At 57.1% G+C, this 17,354-nt stretch carries 14 protein-coding genes; 9 read left to right on the top strand and 5 right to left on the bottom strand.

Annotation, left to right across the window (positions count from 1 at the left end):
- Positions 1-103: 103 nt before the first annotated feature.
- Positions 104-1,585, bottom strand: coding sequence for a glucose-6-phosphate dehydrogenase (zwf, locus tag ACXAE6_RS17640; RefSeq protein WP_392805274.1), 1,482 nt, complete (start codon positions 1,583-1,585; stop codon positions 104-106).
- Between the two features lie 243 nt (positions 1,586-1,828).
- On the opposite strand from zwf, the gene hexR reads away from it, so the two are divergent.
- The 5 genes from hexR (at position 1,829) to aceF (ending at position 10,395) form a co-directional block, all read left to right on the top strand.
- Entirely contained in the window at positions 1,829-2,689 is an 861-nt protein-coding gene (gene hexR / locus ACXAE6_RS17635; protein ID WP_475152206.1) for a transcriptional regulator HexR, read from the top strand.
- A 293-nt stretch (positions 2,690-2,982) separates the two neighbouring features.
- Positions 2,983-4,008, top strand: coding sequence for a type I glyceraldehyde-3-phosphate dehydrogenase (gene gap / locus ACXAE6_RS17630; RefSeq protein WP_475152201.1), 1,026 nt, complete (start codon positions 2,983-2,985; stop codon positions 4,006-4,008).
- A 95-nt stretch (positions 4,009-4,103) separates the two neighbouring features.
- Positions 4,104-5,546, top strand: a complete 1,443-nt coding sequence (gene pyk, locus ACXAE6_RS17625; RefSeq protein ID WP_475152568.1) for a pyruvate kinase — start codon at positions 4,104-4,106, stop codon at positions 5,544-5,546.
- Between the two features lie 257 nt (positions 5,547-5,803).
- Positions 5,804-8,461 carry a pyruvate dehydrogenase (acetyl-transferring), homodimeric type gene (aceE, locus tag ACXAE6_RS17620; protein ID WP_475152195.1) on the top strand — a complete coding sequence of 886 codons (2,658 nt, stop codon included), beginning with the start codon at positions 5,804-5,806 and terminating at the stop codon, positions 8,459-8,461.
- A gap of 26 nt (positions 8,462-8,487) precedes the next feature.
- Entirely contained in the window at positions 8,488-10,395 is a 1,908-nt protein-coding gene (aceF, locus tag ACXAE6_RS17615; protein ID WP_475152188.1) for a pyruvate dehydrogenase complex dihydrolipoyllysine-residue acetyltransferase, read from the top strand.
- A 63-nt stretch (positions 10,396-10,458) separates the two neighbouring features.
- On the opposite strand, the gene ACXAE6_RS17610 is transcribed toward aceF, so the two are convergent.
- Complete coding sequence (locus ACXAE6_RS17610) at positions 10,459-11,355, bottom strand: AraC family transcriptional regulator (RefSeq protein WP_475152184.1); 897 nt, start codon at positions 11,353-11,355, stop codon at positions 10,459-10,461.
- Positions 11,356-11,453: 98 nt separating this feature from the next.
- Between ACXAE6_RS17610 and ACXAE6_RS17605 the strand changes: the two genes are divergently transcribed.
- Positions 11,454-12,197, top strand: a complete 744-nt coding sequence (locus ACXAE6_RS17605; RefSeq protein ID WP_475152178.1) for an SDR family oxidoreductase — start codon at positions 11,454-11,456, stop codon at positions 12,195-12,197.
- Positions 12,198-12,411: 214 nt separating this feature from the next.
- On the top strand, positions 12,412-13,041 hold the full coding sequence (locus ACXAE6_RS17600; protein ID WP_475152173.1) for an outer membrane beta-barrel protein: 630 nt from the start codon (positions 12,412-12,414) through the stop codon (positions 13,039-13,041).
- Positions 13,042-13,093: 52 nt separating this feature from the next.
- Here ACXAE6_RS17600 and ACXAE6_RS17595 read toward each other — a convergent pair whose 3' ends face one another.
- Complete coding sequence (locus ACXAE6_RS17595) at positions 13,094-13,942, bottom strand: putative RNA methyltransferase (protein WP_475152167.1); 849 nt, start codon at positions 13,940-13,942, stop codon at positions 13,094-13,096.
- Between the two features lie 109 nt (positions 13,943-14,051).
- Between ACXAE6_RS17595 and ACXAE6_RS17590 the strand changes: the two genes are divergently transcribed.
- Both ACXAE6_RS17590 and ACXAE6_RS17585 read left to right on the top strand, forming a co-directional pair.
- Positions 14,052-14,591, top strand: coding sequence for an LOG family protein (locus tag ACXAE6_RS17590; protein ID WP_475152162.1), 540 nt, complete (start codon positions 14,052-14,054; stop codon positions 14,589-14,591).
- A complete protein-coding gene (locus tag ACXAE6_RS17585; RefSeq protein WP_475152157.1) occupies positions 14,588-14,941 on the top strand; it encodes a hypothetical protein in 354 nt (117 codons plus the stop codon). The genes ACXAE6_RS17590 and ACXAE6_RS17585 overlap by 4 nt, the downstream gene beginning before the upstream one ends.
- 27 nt (positions 14,942-14,968) lie before the next feature.
- Here the strand turns inward: ACXAE6_RS17585 and ACXAE6_RS17580 are convergent, their stop codons facing one another.
- Together ACXAE6_RS17580 and ACXAE6_RS17575 are read right to left on the bottom strand one after the other, a co-directional pair.
- Positions 14,969-15,850, bottom strand: coding sequence for a universal stress protein (locus ACXAE6_RS17580; protein WP_475152151.1), 882 nt, complete (start codon positions 15,848-15,850; stop codon positions 14,969-14,971).
- The gene (locus ACXAE6_RS17575) at positions 15,850-17,334 is read right to left on the bottom strand and encodes a SulP family inorganic anion transporter (protein WP_475152149.1); all 1,485 of its coding nucleotides are present in this window, start codon (positions 17,332-17,334) and stop codon (positions 15,850-15,852) included. Before ACXAE6_RS17575 ends, ACXAE6_RS17580 begins: the two co-directional genes overlap by 1 nt.
- Positions 17,335-17,354 lie beyond the last annotated feature (20 nt).

Genomic DNA, 17,354 nt, shown 5'->3' with positions numbered 1-17,354 from the left:
CGGCTATCTGGGAGACGCGAAACGGAAGCGGTACGCCGCCCGGACGCTAAACGCTGGTTTGCGGTTATAGCGTCTACCGTTTCCCGTCAAGCGTTCAGCGTCATCAGTTGCTTTCATGCCAACTACGGCCATCACGCGCCACCAGTTCGAAGGCCGCTTGCGGACCCCAACTGCCGGCCGGGTAGCTGTGCGGTGCGACCGTAGATTGCTTCCAACCATCGAGAATGGCATCGGCCCAAACCCAGGCAGCTTCGACTTCATCGCGGTGCACGAACAGAGTGGAATTACCGCGAATGACATCGAGAATCAGACGTTCATAAGCTTCCGGCACGCGTGAGTCAGCAATGTGATCGGGCATGGTCAGGTTCAGCGTCACCGGCGTGACCTGCATGCCTTCGCCCAGACCGGGCAGCTTGTTCATCATATTCAGCTGAATGGATTCTTCCGGTTGCAGACGAATCACCAGCTTGTTGGACGCCAGGTTAGAACCTTCCGGGAAGATGGAATGTGGCACGTCTTTAAACTGAATAACGATCTCACTGTAGCGCGCCGGCAGTCGCTTACCCGTGCGCAAATAAAACGGCACACCGCGCCAGCGCCAGTTGTGAATATCGGCGCGAATAGCAACGAACGTCTCGGTCTGCGAATTGGGCTTGCCGCCCTCTTCTTCTTTATAACCCGGTACCGCCTTACCGCCGACATTACCGGCCGCGTACTGCGCACGAACGGTGTTGCGGCGTACTTTATCGAGACTCATGGTCTGCAAGGATTTCAGTACTTTTAATTTCTCAGCACGAACCGCATCGGCATCGAGCGACACCGGCACACCCATAGCCACGAGACACAATAATTGCAGCAGGTGGTTCTGAATCATGTCGCGCAATGCGCCGGAATCGTCGTAATAACCCCAGCGGCCTTCGACGCCGACGGTTTCGGCGACGGTGATCTGCACGTTGTCGATATGAGCGTTGGTCCAAACCGGCTCGAACAAGGCATTGGCAAAACGCACAGCCAGCAGGTTCTGAACCGTCTCTTTACCCAGATAATGGTCGATGCGATAGATATTGTTCTCGGCAAAAATTTCCGACACCCCATCGTTGATCACCTTCGATGACGCCAGACTTTTGCCGATGGGTTTTTCCAGCACCACCCGACTGCTGCTGTTCACCAGACCGGCTTCGTTCAGATTACGGCTGATCTCACCGAAAAAGTCCGGCGCGGTGGACAGGTAATACACGGTATCCTGGCAACTGAAATCCTGATCCAGTTCGGCCGCCAGATTTTTAAATGTTTCCGGTTCGCGCGCATTCACAGCCACATAAGTCAGGCGCTTGGAAAACCGTTCCCAGACGGCTTCATCCCACTGGGCGCGATCGACAAATTGATCCAGCCCCTGCTTGACCAGATCGAGATAGCCGTCGTGGCCCAGATCGGTACGCGAAGCGCCGATCACGCGGGTGTTGTCACCCAGATAACCGGTACGATCGAGGTTGTAGAGTGCCGGCAACAGCTTGCGGATAGCCAGATCGCCGTTGCCGCCGAAGATGACGACGTTACAAGGGCTGCTGGCTGTCAGTTGATCCATAGATGACTCCGATACCTAAGGCGGTGAACTGTAGTTTTTTTCCAATTTTACGGTATTGAGGGCTTAATGTCGCCTATAATTGTAATTTTACAACAAGACATCAGACCGCCCGAACGCTGGTTACCACCGCCAGCATGCAAGGCTGTCAGCCTTTCGCTGGCCCGGGATATTCCATACAATCCGCCAGCGACTACTTAGCGACATCATCAAGGCCCAAGGCGACCATTTAAGGATAGCGCACGCATGTCATTGAACATTCTGGAACGACTCAAGTCGAACCCGAGCTGCCTGAGCAAGAGCGAACGCAAGGTCGCCCAGGTCATTCTCGAAGATCCGAACAAGGCGATTCGTTCCAGCATTGCCAGCCTGGCCAAGGCCGCCGACGTTTCTGAACCGACGGTCAACCGCTTTTGCCGCAGCCTCGACTGCACCGGCTTCCCCGACTTCAAACTGAAGCTGGCACAATGCCTGGCTACCGGTACGCCTTACGTGAATCGCAACGTCGAAGCCAGCGACAACGTCGAGGAATACTCGAGCAAAATTTTCGAGGCGACGATGAGCGCCATCTCTGACGCTAAACGCTCCATTGACCCGAACGCCCTAAGCCGTACCGTCGATGCACTGGCGCAGGCACGACGCATTGAAATCTACGGCCTGGGCGCGTCCGGCAGTGTCGCCATGGATGCCCAGCACAAATTCTTCCGCATGAACACGCCCTGCGTCGCCTACACCGACGTATTACAGCAGCGCATGGCCGCGGCCGCCACCAAACCCGGCGATGTGGTGATCATTATTTCCAACACCGGCCGCACCATAGCGCTGGTGGAAACGGCGCGCATCGCACGCGACTCTGGCGCCACTGTTATCGCCATCACCCAGCCGCATTCGCCGCTGGCCGAAGACAGCCATATTCTGCTCGGTGTCGACAGCCCGGAAAACACCGACATCTATACGCCCATGACCTCGCGCATCGTGCATTTAACGGTTATCGATGTACTGGCCACCGGCGTCATCCTCAAACACGGGCCGGAATTCCAGAGCCACCTTAAGCGGATCAAAGCTGCACTCGCCGACACTCGCTTTAAATCAGCCGAAACGGACTAAACCTTACTGAATGGCAGTTGCGGTTATCGCCTGCCTGCTTGACCCAAATCATGTAATAAAACTACAAACTGCTGTTCAATCTGGCTGATCGGTGGCAGAATGCGGCCGCTTTGTTGTATAACGATGTAAATAAGCTACAACATAACCAGACGATCAAAGTCGACAACAGGCCGGCAACGATCGCACAACAACAGCCAAGCTTAAGAGACGATGTCCGGCCCCGCCCGACCTCGACTCGCACTTCGAACGGCGGTGGCGCAAAAACCGCCTAATCACGCTTAGAGGAGCACAAAATGTCCAAGATACGCGTTGCGATTAATGGCTATGGCCGCATCGGCCGGAATGTCCTGAAAGCTCTGTACGAAGCCAAGCAGGATGGTAAGGACTACCCTATCGAAATCGTTGCCATCAACGATCTGGGCGACTCCAAGACCAATGCTCACCTGACCAAGTACGACACCGTTCACGGTCGTTTCAATGCCAAGGTCGATTACGACAACGAAGCGCTGTACGTCAACGGCGACAAGATCATCACCTGCTCTGAGCGCGACCCGGCCAACCTGCCGTGGGCCGAGCTGAAAATCGACGTGGTCTATGAGTGCACCGGTTTCTTCGCCACCAAGGCCGATGCCAGCAAGCACATCACCGCCGGCGCCAAGAAAGTCATCATCTCTGCTCCGGGCAAAGAAGTAGACGCCACCGTGGTTTATGGCGTTAACGACAGCGTGCTGACGTCAGACATGACCGTTATCTCTAACGCGTCTTGCACCACCAACTGCCTGGCACCGGTTGCCAAGGTACTGAACGACAGCGTCGGCATCGAAAGTGGTCTGATGACCACCATTCACTCCTACACCAACGACCAGCGTCTGAGCGATGTGTATCACTCCGACCTGTACCGTGCCCGCGCTGCCGCCCTGAACATGATCCCGACCAAAACCGGCGCCGCTGCGGCTACTGGCCTGGTGGTTCCGGAACTGCAGGGCAAGTTCGACGGCCTGTCCATCCGCGTACCGACCGCCAACGTCTCTCTGGTCGATCTGAGCTTCACCGCCAGCCGCGACACCAGCGTTGAAGAAATCAACAAGGTGATCGCTGACGCCATCGCCGCCGATCCGAAACTGGCGTCTGTGCTGGCTGTCAACGAAGAACCACTGGTCTCCACCGACTTCAACCACAACCCGTACAGCTCCAGCTTCGACGCGACTCAAACCCGCGTCCAGGGCCGTCTGGTTAAGGTAATGTCCTGGTATGACAACGAATGGGGCTTCTCCAACCGTATGCTGGACAACACCGTTGCCCTGATGAACGCCAAGTAAGCCCATTTATAAGAGCCCGGACCCGGTCCGGGCTTTTTTCGTTATAATGACCCGCTCATTCGGCGGCGAAGCATAACAAGAGACTCTTCATGACGATGAGACGCACCAAGATCGTAACCACCTTAGGTCCTGCGACCGATAAGCCCGGCATGCTGGAAAAGCTGATTCTGGCCGGCGCCAATGTGGTTCGACTGAATTTTTCCCACGGCAGCGCCGATGATCACAAAGGCCGCGCTAACGCGGTCCGTGAAATTGCTGCCAAGCACGGCCGTTCCGTTGCCATTTTAGGCGACCTCCAAGGCCCGAAAATTCGCATTGCCCGCTTCAAGGACACCAAGGTCCAACTCGAAGACGGTCAGGCTTTTATTCTCGATGTCGGTTTCGACAAAACCGCTGGCGACAACACTCGCGTTGGTATCGACTACCCGGCGCTGGCGCAAGACAGCAAGCCGGGCGACATCTACCTGCTCGACGATGGCCGCGTTAAGGTCAAGGTCGAGAAAGTCGAAGGCAGCGCAGTACACACCACCGTTATCCAGGGTGGTCCGCTGTCGAACAACAAAGGCATCAACAAGCTCGGTGGTGGTTTGTCCGCCAAGGCGCTCACCGACAAAGACAAAGAAGACATCAAGACCGCCGCTGAAATCGGCGTCGATTACATCGCCGTTTCCTTCCCGCGCAACGCCGAAGACATGAACGAAGCGCGCCAATTGCTGGCCGCTGCCGGTTCTACCGCTGAAGTGGTTGCCAAACTGGAACGCGCCGAAGCCACTCTCAACCACGAAACGCTCGACCAGATCATTCTGGCGTCGGATGTGGTCATGGTGGCCCGTGGTGACCTGGGTGTGGAAATTGGCGATCCGGCCTTGATCAGCGTGCAGAAGCACATCATCAAACGCGCCCGTACGCTGGATCGCGTGGTCATCACCGCCACTCAGATGATGGAATCGATGATCGACAATCCGTTCCCGACCCGGGCGGAAGTGTTCGACGTCGCCAACGCTGTGCTCGACGGTACCGATGCCGTTATGTGCTCGGCCGAAACCGCCGCCGGTGCTTACCCGGTAGAGACGGTCAAAGCCATGCATGACGTCTGTCTGGGTGCGGAAAAACACCCGCTGACGACGCAGTCGCGCCACCGTGTGAACACAGAGTTCCATCGCATCGACGAAAGCATCGCCATGTCAGTGATGTACGCTGCGAACCACCTGCGTGGTGTTAAGGCGATCATCTGCATGACCGAATCCGGTGCGACACCGCGTTGGATGTCACGCATCAGCTCCGGCATGCCGATCTATGCGATGACCCGTCACGACACCACCGCGCGCCGTGTGGCGCTGTACCGTGGTGTTGAAGCGGTGCCGTTCGACATTCACAGTGTGCCCAACGATCAGATTAATCGTCTGGCCGTGGACGAACTGAAAAAACGCGACATCGTTAAAGACGGCGACCTGGTGATCTTAAGCTACGGCGATCACGAAGGCGTTCATGGTGGCACCAACACCCTGAAGATTGTCAGTGTCGGTAATATCCTGTAAAAAGGCGCACCGATAGAATTTCAGGTAACCGACGGCAGCCACCATGGCTGCCGTTTGTGCATCTAAGGGATGAAAAAAGCGAAATTTCGCTGACTGATGTTACTTCGCCGCAGGATCCGCGCAGCCGATAAATTCGGCTAAAGTGACAGCAACGTTTTTCAACAGGCCGGTCGTCCAAAACTCAAAAAAGTGTGGCGATCGTCAACCGACTCAACTCGTTGAGGATTCAACCCAAAAGGGGAAGAGGTCTGAACTTTATGGCAAACGATATCGATCCAATTGAAACGCAGGAATGGCTCGACGCCCTGGCGTCGGTCATGCGTGAAGAAGGCACCGACCGCGCCCAATTTCTGCTCAAGCGTCTGTCCGACAACATCACTCAAAGCGGACCGGACGTTCCTTTTGCGCTGAACACCCCGTTCCGCAACACCATCAATCTGGAAGATGAACCCAAGTACCCGGGCGATAACGATATGGAGCGGAAAATCCGTGCCATGATTCGTTGGAACGCCGTCGCCATGGTGGTTCGCGCCAACAAATCCGGCGATGACCTGGGCGGCCATATTTCTTCGTTCCAGTCGTCCGCTACCCTGTACGACATGGGCTTCAACCATTTCTGGCGCGCCCCGACCGACACCCATCCGGGCGACATGGTTTACTTCCAGGGCCATATCTCGCCGGGCATCTACGCGCGTTCTTTTGTCGAAGGCCGCCTCAGTGAAGATCAGCTCGATAACTTCCGTCGCGAAGTCGATGGCAAAGGTCTGTCGTCTTACCCCCACCCCTGGCTGATGCCGGACTACTGGCAGTTCCCGACCGTTTCCATGGGTCTGGGTCCGATCCAGGCAATCTACCAGGCGCACGTTATGCGTTACCTGGAAAACCGCGGTGAAATCGAAAAAGGCGGCCGTGTCTGGGCCTTCCTCGGCGACGGTGAAACCGACGAGCCGGAATCACTGGGCGCCATCGCCCTGGCCGGTCGTGAACACCTCGACAACCTGAACTTTATCGTCAACTGCAACCTCCAGCGTCTGGACGGTCCGGTCCGTGGTAACGGCAAGATCATCCAGGAACTGGAAGGCGTGTTCCGCGGTGCCGGCTGGAACGTCATCAAAGTCGTTTGGGGTCGTCATTGGGACAAGCTGTTCGCCAAAGACTCCAAAGGCATTCTGCAGAAGCGCATGGACGAAATCGTCGACGGTGAGCTGCAAGCCTGTAAAGCCCATGGCGGCGCTTACACCCGCGAACACTTCTTCGGCAAATACCCTGAACTGGCCGAAATGGTCAAGGACATGAGCGATGACGATATCTATCGTCTGAACCGCGGTGGCCACGATCCGTACAAAGTCTTCGCGGCCTTCCAACGCGCCGTCAGCGACAACAACGGTCAGCCGACCGTTATCCTGGCGCACACCGTTAAGGGTTACGGCCTGGAAGCCGGTGAAGGCAAGAACGCCAGTCACCAGCTGAAGAAGCTCGACGTCGATGCGTTGAAAGCCTTCCGCGATACTTGCGGCGTGCCGATCTCCGACGAAGACCTGGAAGCGGGCAAAATCCCCTTCTACCGTCCGGACGAAAACAGCCCGGAAATGCAGTACATCCGTAACCACCGCAACAACCTCGGTGGCTACCTGCCGATGCGTCGTCAGGAAGCGAAAGAAAGCCTCAAAGTTCCAACACTGGAATCTTTTGAGTCTCTGACCAAAGACAGCGGCGACCGCGAGATTTCCACCACCATGTCGTTCGTGCGGATGATTTCCAACCTGCTTAAAGACAAGGAAATCGGCGATCGCATCGTGCCCATCGTGCCCGATGAAGCGCGCACCTTTGGTATGGAAGGTCTGTTCCGTCAGTACGGCATCTACTCGCCCAATGGCCAGCTCTATATCCCTCAGGATAAGGGTCAGGTCATGTGGTACAAAGAAGACGTTAAAGGTCAGATTCTGCAGGAAGGCATTAACGAATCCGGCGCCATGAGCTCCTGGATTGCCGCCGCCACTGCGTACAGCACCTACAACCGTCAGCTGATTCCGTTCTACGCCTTCTACTCCATGTTCGGCTTCCAGCGCGTTGGCGATCTGTGCTGGGCGGCGGGCGACCAACAGGCGCGCGGCTTCCTGATCGGCGCGACTTCTGGCCGCACCACCCTGAACGGCGAAGGCCTGCAGCACCAGGATGGTCACAGCCACATTCTGGCCGGCACCGTTCCGAACTGCGTGTCCTACGACTGCAGCTACGGCTACGAAGTGGTCACCATCATTCAGGATGGTATGAAGCGTATGGTTGAAGACAACGAAAACGTCTTCTACTACATCACCACCCTGAACGAGAACTACCACAACCCGGGCCTCGAACCGCAGATGGTTGAAGGCATCAAGCGCGGTATGTACTTGCTCGAAGATGGCGTCAAGAAAGGCAAGAAAGCCGTGCAACTGTTCGGCTCCGGTTCCATCATGCAGGAAGTCCGTGCCGCTGCAGAAATGCTGCGTGACGACTTCGGTGTACAAGCCGATGTCTGGGCGGTCACCAGCTACAACGAACTGACTCGCGATGGTCAGGACGTTGAGCGCTGGAACATGCTGCACCCGGAAGACAAGCCGCGAAAGGCCTACGTCACCGAGATGCTGGAAAGCCGTCGCGGCCCGATCGTTGCCGCCAGCGATTACATGAAAAACTACGCCAACCAGATCCGTCAGTGGGTTCCCCAGTCGTACCACGTTCTGGGCACCGACGGCTTTGGCCGCAGTGATTCGCGCGCCCAGCTGCGTCACTTCTTTGAGGTGAACCGTTACTGGATTGTGGTCGCCGCCCTGAAAGCGCTGGTCGAAGAAGGCAGCGTTGAAGCCAGTGAAGTCACCAAGGCGATCAAGCAATTCAAGCTGGACCCGAACAAACCCAATCCGGTCATCGCCTGAGTCGGTTGAGGAATTGAGGAGTCATCATGGCAACTGAAATTATCAAGGTACCCGACCTGGGAATGGACGCGGCGACCATCATCGAAATCAGCGTCAAGCCCGGCGATGTTATCGCCGAGGACGACACCCTGATCGTGTTGGAGTCGGACAAGGCGTCCATGGACGTACCTGCGTCCAAAGGCGGCAAGATCACAGAGATCAAAGTCAAAGAAGGCGATTCTGTCTCCGAAGGTGACGAGATTCTGTATCTGGAAGTTGAAGGCGCTGGCGACAGCCAGGCCGACGACGCTCCGGCCGAAACAGAGTCAGAGTCAAAGACAGAATCCAAAGCCGAACCAGAAGCGGCACCGGCCAGCAAAGGCGGTGGCGAAGTGCAGGCTGTCAAAGTACCGGATATTGGTATGGATTCGGCCAGCATCATCGAAGTGCACGTCAAGGTCGGCGACACCATCGCCGAAGAAGACGCACTGGTGACGCTGGAGTCCGACAAAGCCAGTATGGATGTGCCGTCTGACGTCGCTGGTGAAGTGGTCTCGGTGAAGGTTAAAGAAGGCGACGATATCTCCGAAGGCACGGTGCTGATCGAAGTCAAAACCGCCGGTGGCAGCAAAGAAACTGCGTCCAGTGGTGAATCAGCTCCGGCCGCAGCACCGTCAAGCAGCGGTGGCGAGAAGCGCGAAGTCAAGGTACCGGACATCGGTATGGACAAAGCCAGCGTCATCGAAGTGCACGTCAAAGCCGGCGATACCATTGCCGAGGAAGACACCCTGGTCACGCTGGAATCCGACAAAGCCAGCATGGACGTACCGTCCGATGCCGCTGGTGAAGTGCTGTCGGTCAAGGTGAACGTCGGCGACGACGTCTCCGAAGGCACCGTGCTGATCGAAATCAAGACCAGCGGCGGCAGTGAATCGGCTCCGGCGGCGTCTGCTCCGGCGGCCAAAGAAGAGTCCAAGCCGGCGCCGAAAGCCGCGGCTGAACCGGAAGCACCGACGCTCGCCAGCGCTCACGAAGGCGAACTGACGCAGCCGTCGAAGAAGGTTCACGCCGGCCCTGCAGTACGCAAGCTGGCGCGCGAATTCGGTGTCGATCTGGCGCTGGTTCCTGGCTCTGGTCCGAAAGGCCGCATCGTCAAAGACGACGTCGCTGCCTGGGTGAAAAAGCGCATTCAGGAACCGGGTGCCGCGACGGGCGGTTCTGGTATTCCGGCCATTCCGGATCAGGACTACAGCAAATTCGGTGAAGTGGAAATCAAAGAACTCAGCCGGATTCAGCAGATTACTGCGGCCAATATGTGGCGCAACTGGGTCAACATTCCGCATGTCACCCAGTTCGACGAAGCCGATGTCACCGATACCGAAGCTTTCCGCAACTCGCTGAAACCGGAAATGGAAAAACGCGGCGTCAAGATCAGTCCGCTGGCCTTTATCGTTAAAGCCTGCGCCGCTGCTCTGGTCGAGTTTCCGAACTTCAACGTCTCGCTGATGGCCGATGGCAAGCGTTATGTGCAGAAGCACTACGTCAACATCGGTGTCGCCGTCGACACCCCGAACGGCCTGATCGTTCCGGTGATCAAAGACGCCGACAAGAAGTCGATCTGGCAGATTGCCGAAGAGATCATCGACTTCGCCAAACGCGGTCGCGATGGCAAGGTCAAAGCCGACGAGATGAAAGGCGGCTGCTTCAGCGTCTCCAGCCTCGGCGGCCTGGGCGGCACTGCCTTTACGCCGATCGTCAACGCGCCGGAAGTGGCCATCCTGGGTGTTTCCAAAAACCAGGTAAAACCTTTCTGGACCGGCAAAGAGTTCGTACCGCGCACCTTCACACCGCTGTCGTTGTCCTACGACCACAAGGCGGTCAACGGTGCCGACGCCGCCAAGTTCACCACCTACCTGACTCAGGTACTGGCGGACGTGCGTCGATTGGTGCTCTGATCCAGCGTTTTACGCTCGACACAAAAAACCGGCCTCAGGGCCGGTTTTTTTATGGTCGAAGGTTTATTGCAACTTCGCAAAGCGACCCGGCGGCATGCCGACATGGCGACTGAAAGCGGTGCTGAAAGTACTGGCGGAACCGTAACCGACGCGCTGCGCCACCGTGGCGATGGCGCTATCCGGCCGGCGCAATAAGTCTTTGGCCAGCGACATGCGCCAGGCCAGCAGATATTCCATCGGCGGCACACCGACCGCGCGGCTGAACCGCTCAAAAAAGGCCGAACGCGATAACGCCGCCGTGGCCGCTAATTCCTCGACCGTCCAGGAGCGGGCCGGATCAGCATGCAGCGCGCGCATCGCCACTGCCAACTTGGTATCTGCCAAACCCCGCAACAAACCCACCGGTGCATTCTCCGCCGAATTGGCGCGCAGCGCTTCCACCAGTAACACCTCCACCAGATTGCCCAGTACGTGTTCTCGCCCCGGTCGTTGTGCCAATGATTCGTCCCGCACCAACTGCACCAGGGTCGCTAACCGCGATACCTCACGCACGTGCAGCAAGGTCGGCAACAGAGACACCAGCAAGGACGCATCCTGGGAACCAAACACAAAGCTGCCGCCCAGCATACGCACCTCAGCCGGCCCGTCCTGACGACCATGGCGGACTTCACCCTGAGGCGACGGCATCAATTTCGGATCGACAAAGGCAGGCTCGTCAGCGTCATAACCTGACATCACAAAACCCGGCGTCGCTGGCATCAACACAAAGTCGCCGGCGACCAGTTCAATTTCCGGCTGACCGTCCACCTGCAGCCGACAGCGCCCTTCCAGCACCGCACTGAAAGTCGGCTGTTCAAAGGCGGCGTAACGCACCGCCCAAGCACCCGCGCCACTGATGATCTTGCTGAACACGGCGCGCGGTTGCAGCAGATTGATGACTTCGGAGAGTGGATCGACCATAACCGGACTTACGCCAATTAATTGCGGACTTTGGATCGTAGCAAGTCCTGTCGCTGCTGGCTATCGTATGGCCATCCAACCAACAGAGGGCACTCAAGATGAAAACCGTACTGATTACCGGCTGCTCGTCAGGCTACGGCCTGGAAACGGCGCACTACTTTCACGACCAGGGCTGGCAGGTGATCGCCACCATGCGCACACCGCGCCCGGAGCTACTACCGCAATCGCCGCGGATGCACGTTATCGCTCTGGATGTCACCGATCCGGCCAGCATCGCCGCTGCGTTGCAGGAAGCCGGTCCCATCGATGTCCTGGTCAACAACGCCGGTCTTGGCCTGTTCGGCGCGTTTGAAGCCACGCCTATGGCCACGGTGCGCGACATTTTCGAGACCAACACCTTCGGCGTCATGGCGATGGTTCAGGCCGTTCTGCCCCAGTTTCGCGAGCGACGCAGTGGCGTGATCGTTAACGTCACCTCCAGCGCAACGCTGGCGCCCTTCCCGCTGGTGGCGGTCTACACCGCGAGTAAAACCGCCATCGAAGGCTTTACCGAATCACTGGCGCTGGAACTGGCTGAGTTCAACATCCAGGTCAAACTGGTCGAACCGGGCTACGGCCCCTCCACCCAATTTGCCGCCAACGGCGCCGAGCGCATGGCCGGTCTGGTTACCGAACCCTATGCGCCCTTTGCTGAACAGATCTTCGCCAGCTTTGGGGTTTCGTCAGTGGTTACCGAAGCCATCGATGTCGCCGAAGGCGTCTGGCGCGCCAGCACCGACACCACCAGCAAGCTGAGGTTCCCGGCCGGGCCGGATGCGGTAGCACTGGCGAAGGCAGGCTAAATAGCAGGCGTTATTACAGTCACGCATCTAAAACCGGCCCAGTGCCGGTTTTTTAATGCACTTGATTGACCAAACCCTCGTCCTGAATTACTGATTACCGTCACCAGAGCAAAGCAAATTCGTCAATTTATTGACCAACAAGAAGAAAGCCACTCTAATACGCTGCGTCACTCAGGGGCGAGTGACACGCCACTTAACAATCAAAGGAATGACTATGAAAAAGCTGTTGATCTGTTCTGTCCTACTAGCTGGCTGCTCTACTTATGCCGATGCCAGTGGGTTTTATTTAGGGGGTGGACTGGGTTGGTCCGATGTTCAATACACCGATACCCTCAAAGAAGAGGGCTTAGAGGATTTCAGTACAGACTTGGCAGGTTCAGGTCCGGCCGCATCACTGTTCGGCGGCTATCGTCTTAACCTGAATTCAAGTTTGTTCGCCGCAGTAGAGACCAACGCTCAACTATCCACGGCAAAATTCGAACAGAGTGTCGACGGCGATGAAACCTTGGTAGAGCAGACATCCAGTTTTGGTGTTGCTGCTTTAATGGGCAAGCAAGTCGGCGCTGTTGAAATCTACGGTCGAATCGGTTTTCAGTTGGCCAATTATAACTACAGCGAAACTGAAGACGGCTTCCCTGAAGAAAATATAGATTCAGATACGTCTCACTCCGGCATCCGTTTTGGTTTAGGGACGGCTCTGCCCATCGGAAACCACAGCCAACTGAGAATGGATTGGAGCCGAACACTGTACAGTGAAGAGCAGTATGACAACGACCCTCCGTCCAAAAGTGTTATGCAGCCAACGGAAACACTTTTCCAAATCGGCCTGGTCCGTCAATTCTGATCTTCTGGTTAGATAAGAGCGCTGGCAACCCAGCGCTTATTTGCTCCAAGAACTACTTCGCCGAAAGCTCATACACCCTCACAAACACTTCAGCCGTTACATCCAACGACGCCAATGTTGCTACTCTCGCCTTACCCTCGGCCGGCGCCCTATGACCATGAGGTGTCATCGCCAATAAATCCTCAATCTGCTGGGCGCTGTCGAGTTGAAACAGATAGCTGACTTCAGCTTCTTCGACCAACTGAAAACCATCCAGCACGGGTACTTTGGGCGCTTCCGATTGATCCACCTGATCGTAGAGCAGTGCACGCAATTCACGCAGATGCGCCGGTCCCGGATCGACCTGTATCAGGCGGCCGCCGGGTTTCAGTACGCGGGCAAATTCGCTGGCGACCGGAAACCCAAAAACGCACAACAACCGATCCAGGCTGGCGTTTTGAATCGGCAGGTGCGCATTGGTACCCACCACCCAGGTCTCACGCTTATCCTGTTTCGCCGCAGCCAGAACGGCATCCTTGGAAATATCGAGCCCGACCATCTTCACTGGCATCGATTCCGGCACCAGTTCAGCAAATTGACGCAGGTAATAACCTTCACCACAGCCAGCATCGAGGATAGTGAAATCGGTATCCTGCAGCGGGCTCGGGCGGCACAGCCGGGCGATTAATTCCCCCACTGACTGATAATGCCCCGTCGCCAGGAAGCGCTGGCGGGCAGCGACCATGGCCTTGGAATCACCCGGATCTTTGGAGCGTTTGTGCTGTACCGGCAGCAGGTTCACATAGCCCTGGCGAGCTTGGTCGTAACTGTGGCCCTGCGGGCAGACCCAACGTTTGTCGTGCTTGGTTAACGGCTCGCCGTCCAGCGGACAGGCCAGCTCCACAAAGGGTTCGATGGGCATGCTAACGCCTTTAAATAAGATGCCTTTTCAATGATAGCCTCTGCACGGCCCCTGGCTTGCGTTACCATGGCGAGCCGATAAATCATCAGGGTGCACTGAGGAATCAGCGATGCATATTACGGTATTTTGCGGCTCCAAACCTGGGTTGGACCCGGACTTTATTCGGTCGGCGCGCCGGCTTGGCGAACGCATGGCGCAGCGCGGTCACGACCTGGTCTATGGCGGCGCCAAGGTCGGACTGATGGGCGCTGTAGCCGATAGCGTTCTGGCCGGTGGCCGCGAGGTGATCGGCGCCATTCCCAAGGCTCTGGTCTCGAAAGAAGTCGCCCACGACGGTCTGACTCAGTTGCACGTGGTCGACACCATGCATGAACGCAAAGCCATTCTCTCTGGCGAGGCTGACGCCTTTATCGCCCTGCCCGGCGGCCCGGGCACCATGGAAGAGCTGTTCGAAGTCTGGACCTGGCGCATGTTGGGCTATCACCACAAACCCATAGCGCTGCTCAATCTCAACGGCTATTACGATCCGCTGCTGGCGATGATCGAGCGCATGATCAGCGCCGAATTTGCCTGGTCCGATCTGACCACAAGTCTGATCGTCGCCGATGACATCGATGACCTGCTCAACCGCCTGGAGGTGGCGCGATGATGCAGCGGTTTGTGACCTTCTATCAGACACTGCTCGGTTTATCGTTGCTGGTTTCATTGCTGGAAGTGTTGCTCAGCGAAGCGACGCGACCCTGGTGGGGTGTCATCGTTGCGGCCGTGCCAATGGCGCTGCATTTTACCTTACGGTTATCGTTCAAACCCCGGCCACGCAAACGATGGTTAATGCCGCAGCAGGTCTTCACCCTGGGCGGACTGGGGCTGACGGTCAACCCGGAGCTGATTGAACAACCGTCCTGGCTGGCAACGGCTCTGGCTACCGCCCTGGTGATCTGTCTGTACGTCTATCTGTTCAAGGTGTGGCGGGCGGACCCGCCGGAGCAAGAGGACTGACGCAGCGAATTAACGTAACCTTTTAACTTAACGCAACAACAGCAACGGCTTATTTGCGCGCAGCAGCATCTTCACCGTCAGGCTGCCCAGCACCAGATCGCGCAGCCGGGTGTGGCTGAACGCGCCCATCAAGGTCAGGTCGATGTCGTGCTCGGACTGATAGCGCACCAGCTCGTCACTGGGTTTGCCATCGAGTGTCACTGCGGTGACATTCAAGCCCGCTTCACGAAGTTTTAACGTCGCCGCCTGCTGCAACGCCTGGGCCGTGGCCGGATCTTCGCCGACGGTCACCAGATGCACTTCCAGGCCGGTAAACAGCGGTCGGTTGGCAAGCATGTCCAGCGCCTTGCCCGAGGCATCGCTGCCGTCGTAAGCCAGCATGACGCGCTTGGGTTCCTGGAAGTCGTTGTTCACCACCAGCACCGGCTTGTGCAGCGAGCGCAGAATGCTCTCCAGATGGCCGCCGAGATGACGGTCATCGTCGCCCCGCTCTTCGCCACGAATGCCCAACACCAGCACGCGAATATCGTCTTCCAGCTCGATCAGCGATTCGGTCAAACCACCATGACGCTGCTTCATCTCCGACTCGACCACGCCGGCCTGTTGCAGCCGGTCACGCGCCGCGTTCAACATCAATTTGCCCTGTTCCAGCATCAGGCGGCTGCGTTCGGCTTCGACGTCAGTCAGTTCCTGCATTAAGGTTTCGCGACTGCCCAGACCAATAGCACCGCTAAGATCACTCGGTACCACCGCCGGGCCCTGCTCTAAATTGTGCAGCAGCTGCACCGGCGCCTGAGTGCGGCGATGAATCCAGGCGGCGTAATCGCACACCGCAGCGCTGAACTGGGACGCGTCGATGCAGGTTAAAATTTTGCCATTCTTGTTGTTATTGTTGATGTCATTGGCCATCAGTGGGCTCCCAATACCTTGTCGATTTCATCGGGTTTGTCGTGTACGCCAAAACGGTCGACGATGGTTTCGCTGGCCTCGTTCAGACCAATCACCTCGACCTGCGCGCCTTCGCGACGGAACTTGATCACCGCTTTATCGAGCGCGCCGACCGCGGTGATGTCCCAAAAATGCGCGCGTTGCAGATCGATCACCACCCGGTCAACCGCCTCTTTGTAATCGAAGGAGGCGATAAATTTCTCCGCCGAGCTGAAAAACACCTGACCGACCACGGCATAGCGGCGGGTATCGCTGTCGGCATCGTAATCCGAACGCACGTACATAAAGTGGCCGACCTTGTTGGCAAAGAACAGGCTCGCCAACAGTACGCCGGCGAGCACACCATAGGCCAGGTTGTGGGTCCAGACCACCACCACGACGGTCACGATCATCACCAGGTTGGTCGACAGTGGCAGCCGTTTCAAATCGCGCACCGACCCCCAGTTAAAGGTACCGATGGACACCATGATCATCACCGCGACCAGCGCCGCCATGGGAATCATCGATACCCAGTCTTTCAAAAACACCACCAGCAGCAATAACACCACACCGGCGATCAGCGTCGATAAACGTCCCCGGCCGCCGGATTTCACGTTGATGACTGACTGACCAATCATGGCGCAGCCGGCCATACCGCCGAGTACACCTGCGCCCAGGTTCGCCAAACCCTGGGCCTTGCATTCACGGTTTCGGTCGCTGCTGGTATCGGTGAGATCATCGACGATGGTTGCGGTCATCAGCGATTCCAGCAAACCGACGACCGCCAGACTGGCAGAATAGGGAAAGATGATCGCCAGCGTTTCGAAATTCAGCGGCACTTGCGGCCATAAAAACACCGGCAGTGAATCCGGCAACTGGCCCAGATCACCGACGGTGCGAATGTCCAGATCCAGCCAGATCGCCACACCGGTCAAAAACAAAATAGTCACCAGTGGCGACGGAATCGTTTTGTTCAGATAGGGGAAGCCGTAAATGATGCCCAAGCCTGCGGCCGTGACCGCGTAGACATGCCAGGTCACATTAGTCAGTTCCGGTAACTGAGCCATAAAGATCAGAATCGCCAGCGCATTGACAAAGCCGGTCACTACAGAGCGTGACACAAAGCGCATCAGTGAACCCAACCGCAAATAACCGGCGATAATTTGCAGCACACCGGTTAACAAGGTGGCCGCCAGCAGATACTGCAGGCCGTGATCTTTCACCAGTGTCACCATCAGCAACGCCATAGCACCGGTGGCCGCTGAAATCATGCCCGGTCTGCCGCCGGTAATGGCGGTGATCACCGCGATACAAAAAGACGCATAAAGGCCGACTTTCGGGTCAACACCAGCGATGGTGGAGAAGGCGATGGCCTCAGGAATCAGCGCCAGCGCGACGACGATACCGGCGAGCACATCGCCACGCAGATTGCCAAACCAGTCCTGGCGGCGGGAGAGAAACAGCATGCTTACCTCATTTGGGTCGG

The sequence above is a fragment of the Saccharospirillum sp. ABV4_185 genome (genome assembly GCF_056159245.1).
This window is presented reverse-complemented; position numbering and strand designations above follow the sequence as displayed.

Bases quoted from the DNA above. Each gene is read 5' to 3' on its own strand.
- zwf (WP_392805274.1), bottom strand. From the start codon at position 1,585: ATGGATCAACTGACAGCCAGCAGCCCTTGTAACGTCGTCATCTTCGGC.
- hexR (WP_475152206.1), top strand. From the start codon at position 1,829: ATGTCATTGAACATTCTGGAACGACTCAAGTCGAACCCGAGCTGCCTG.
- gap (WP_475152201.1), top strand. From the start codon at position 2,983: ATGTCCAAGATACGCGTTGCGATTAATGGCTATGGCCGCATCGGCCGG.
- pyk (WP_475152568.1), top strand. From the start codon at position 4,104: ATGAGACGCACCAAGATCGTAACCACCTTAGGTCCTGCGACCGATAAG.
- aceE (WP_475152195.1), top strand. From the start codon at position 5,804: ATGGCAAACGATATCGATCCAATTGAAACGCAGGAATGGCTCGACGCC.
- aceF (WP_475152188.1), top strand. From the start codon at position 8,488: ATGGCAACTGAAATTATCAAGGTACCCGACCTGGGAATGGACGCGGCG.
- ACXAE6_RS17610 (WP_475152184.1), bottom strand. From the start codon at position 11,355: ATGGTCGATCCACTCTCCGAAGTCATCAATCTGCTGCAACCGCGCGCC.
- ACXAE6_RS17605 (WP_475152178.1), top strand. From the start codon at position 11,454: ATGAAAACCGTACTGATTACCGGCTGCTCGTCAGGCTACGGCCTGGAA.
- ACXAE6_RS17600 (WP_475152173.1), top strand. From the start codon at position 12,412: ATGAAAAAGCTGTTGATCTGTTCTGTCCTACTAGCTGGCTGCTCTACT.
- ACXAE6_RS17595 (WP_475152167.1), bottom strand. From the start codon at position 13,942: ATGCCCATCGAACCCTTTGTGGAGCTGGCCTGTCCGCTGGACGGCGAG.
- ACXAE6_RS17590 (WP_475152162.1), top strand. From the start codon at position 14,052: ATGCATATTACGGTATTTTGCGGCTCCAAACCTGGGTTGGACCCGGAC.
- ACXAE6_RS17585 (WP_475152157.1), top strand. From the start codon at position 14,588: ATGATGCAGCGGTTTGTGACCTTCTATCAGACACTGCTCGGTTTATCG.
- ACXAE6_RS17580 (WP_475152151.1), bottom strand. From the start codon at position 15,850: ATGGCCAATGACATCAACAATAACAACAAGAATGGCAAAATTTTAACC.
- ACXAE6_RS17575 (WP_475152149.1), bottom strand. From the start codon at position 17,334: ATGCTGTTTCTCTCCCGCCGCCAGGACTGGTTTGGCAATCTGCGTGGC.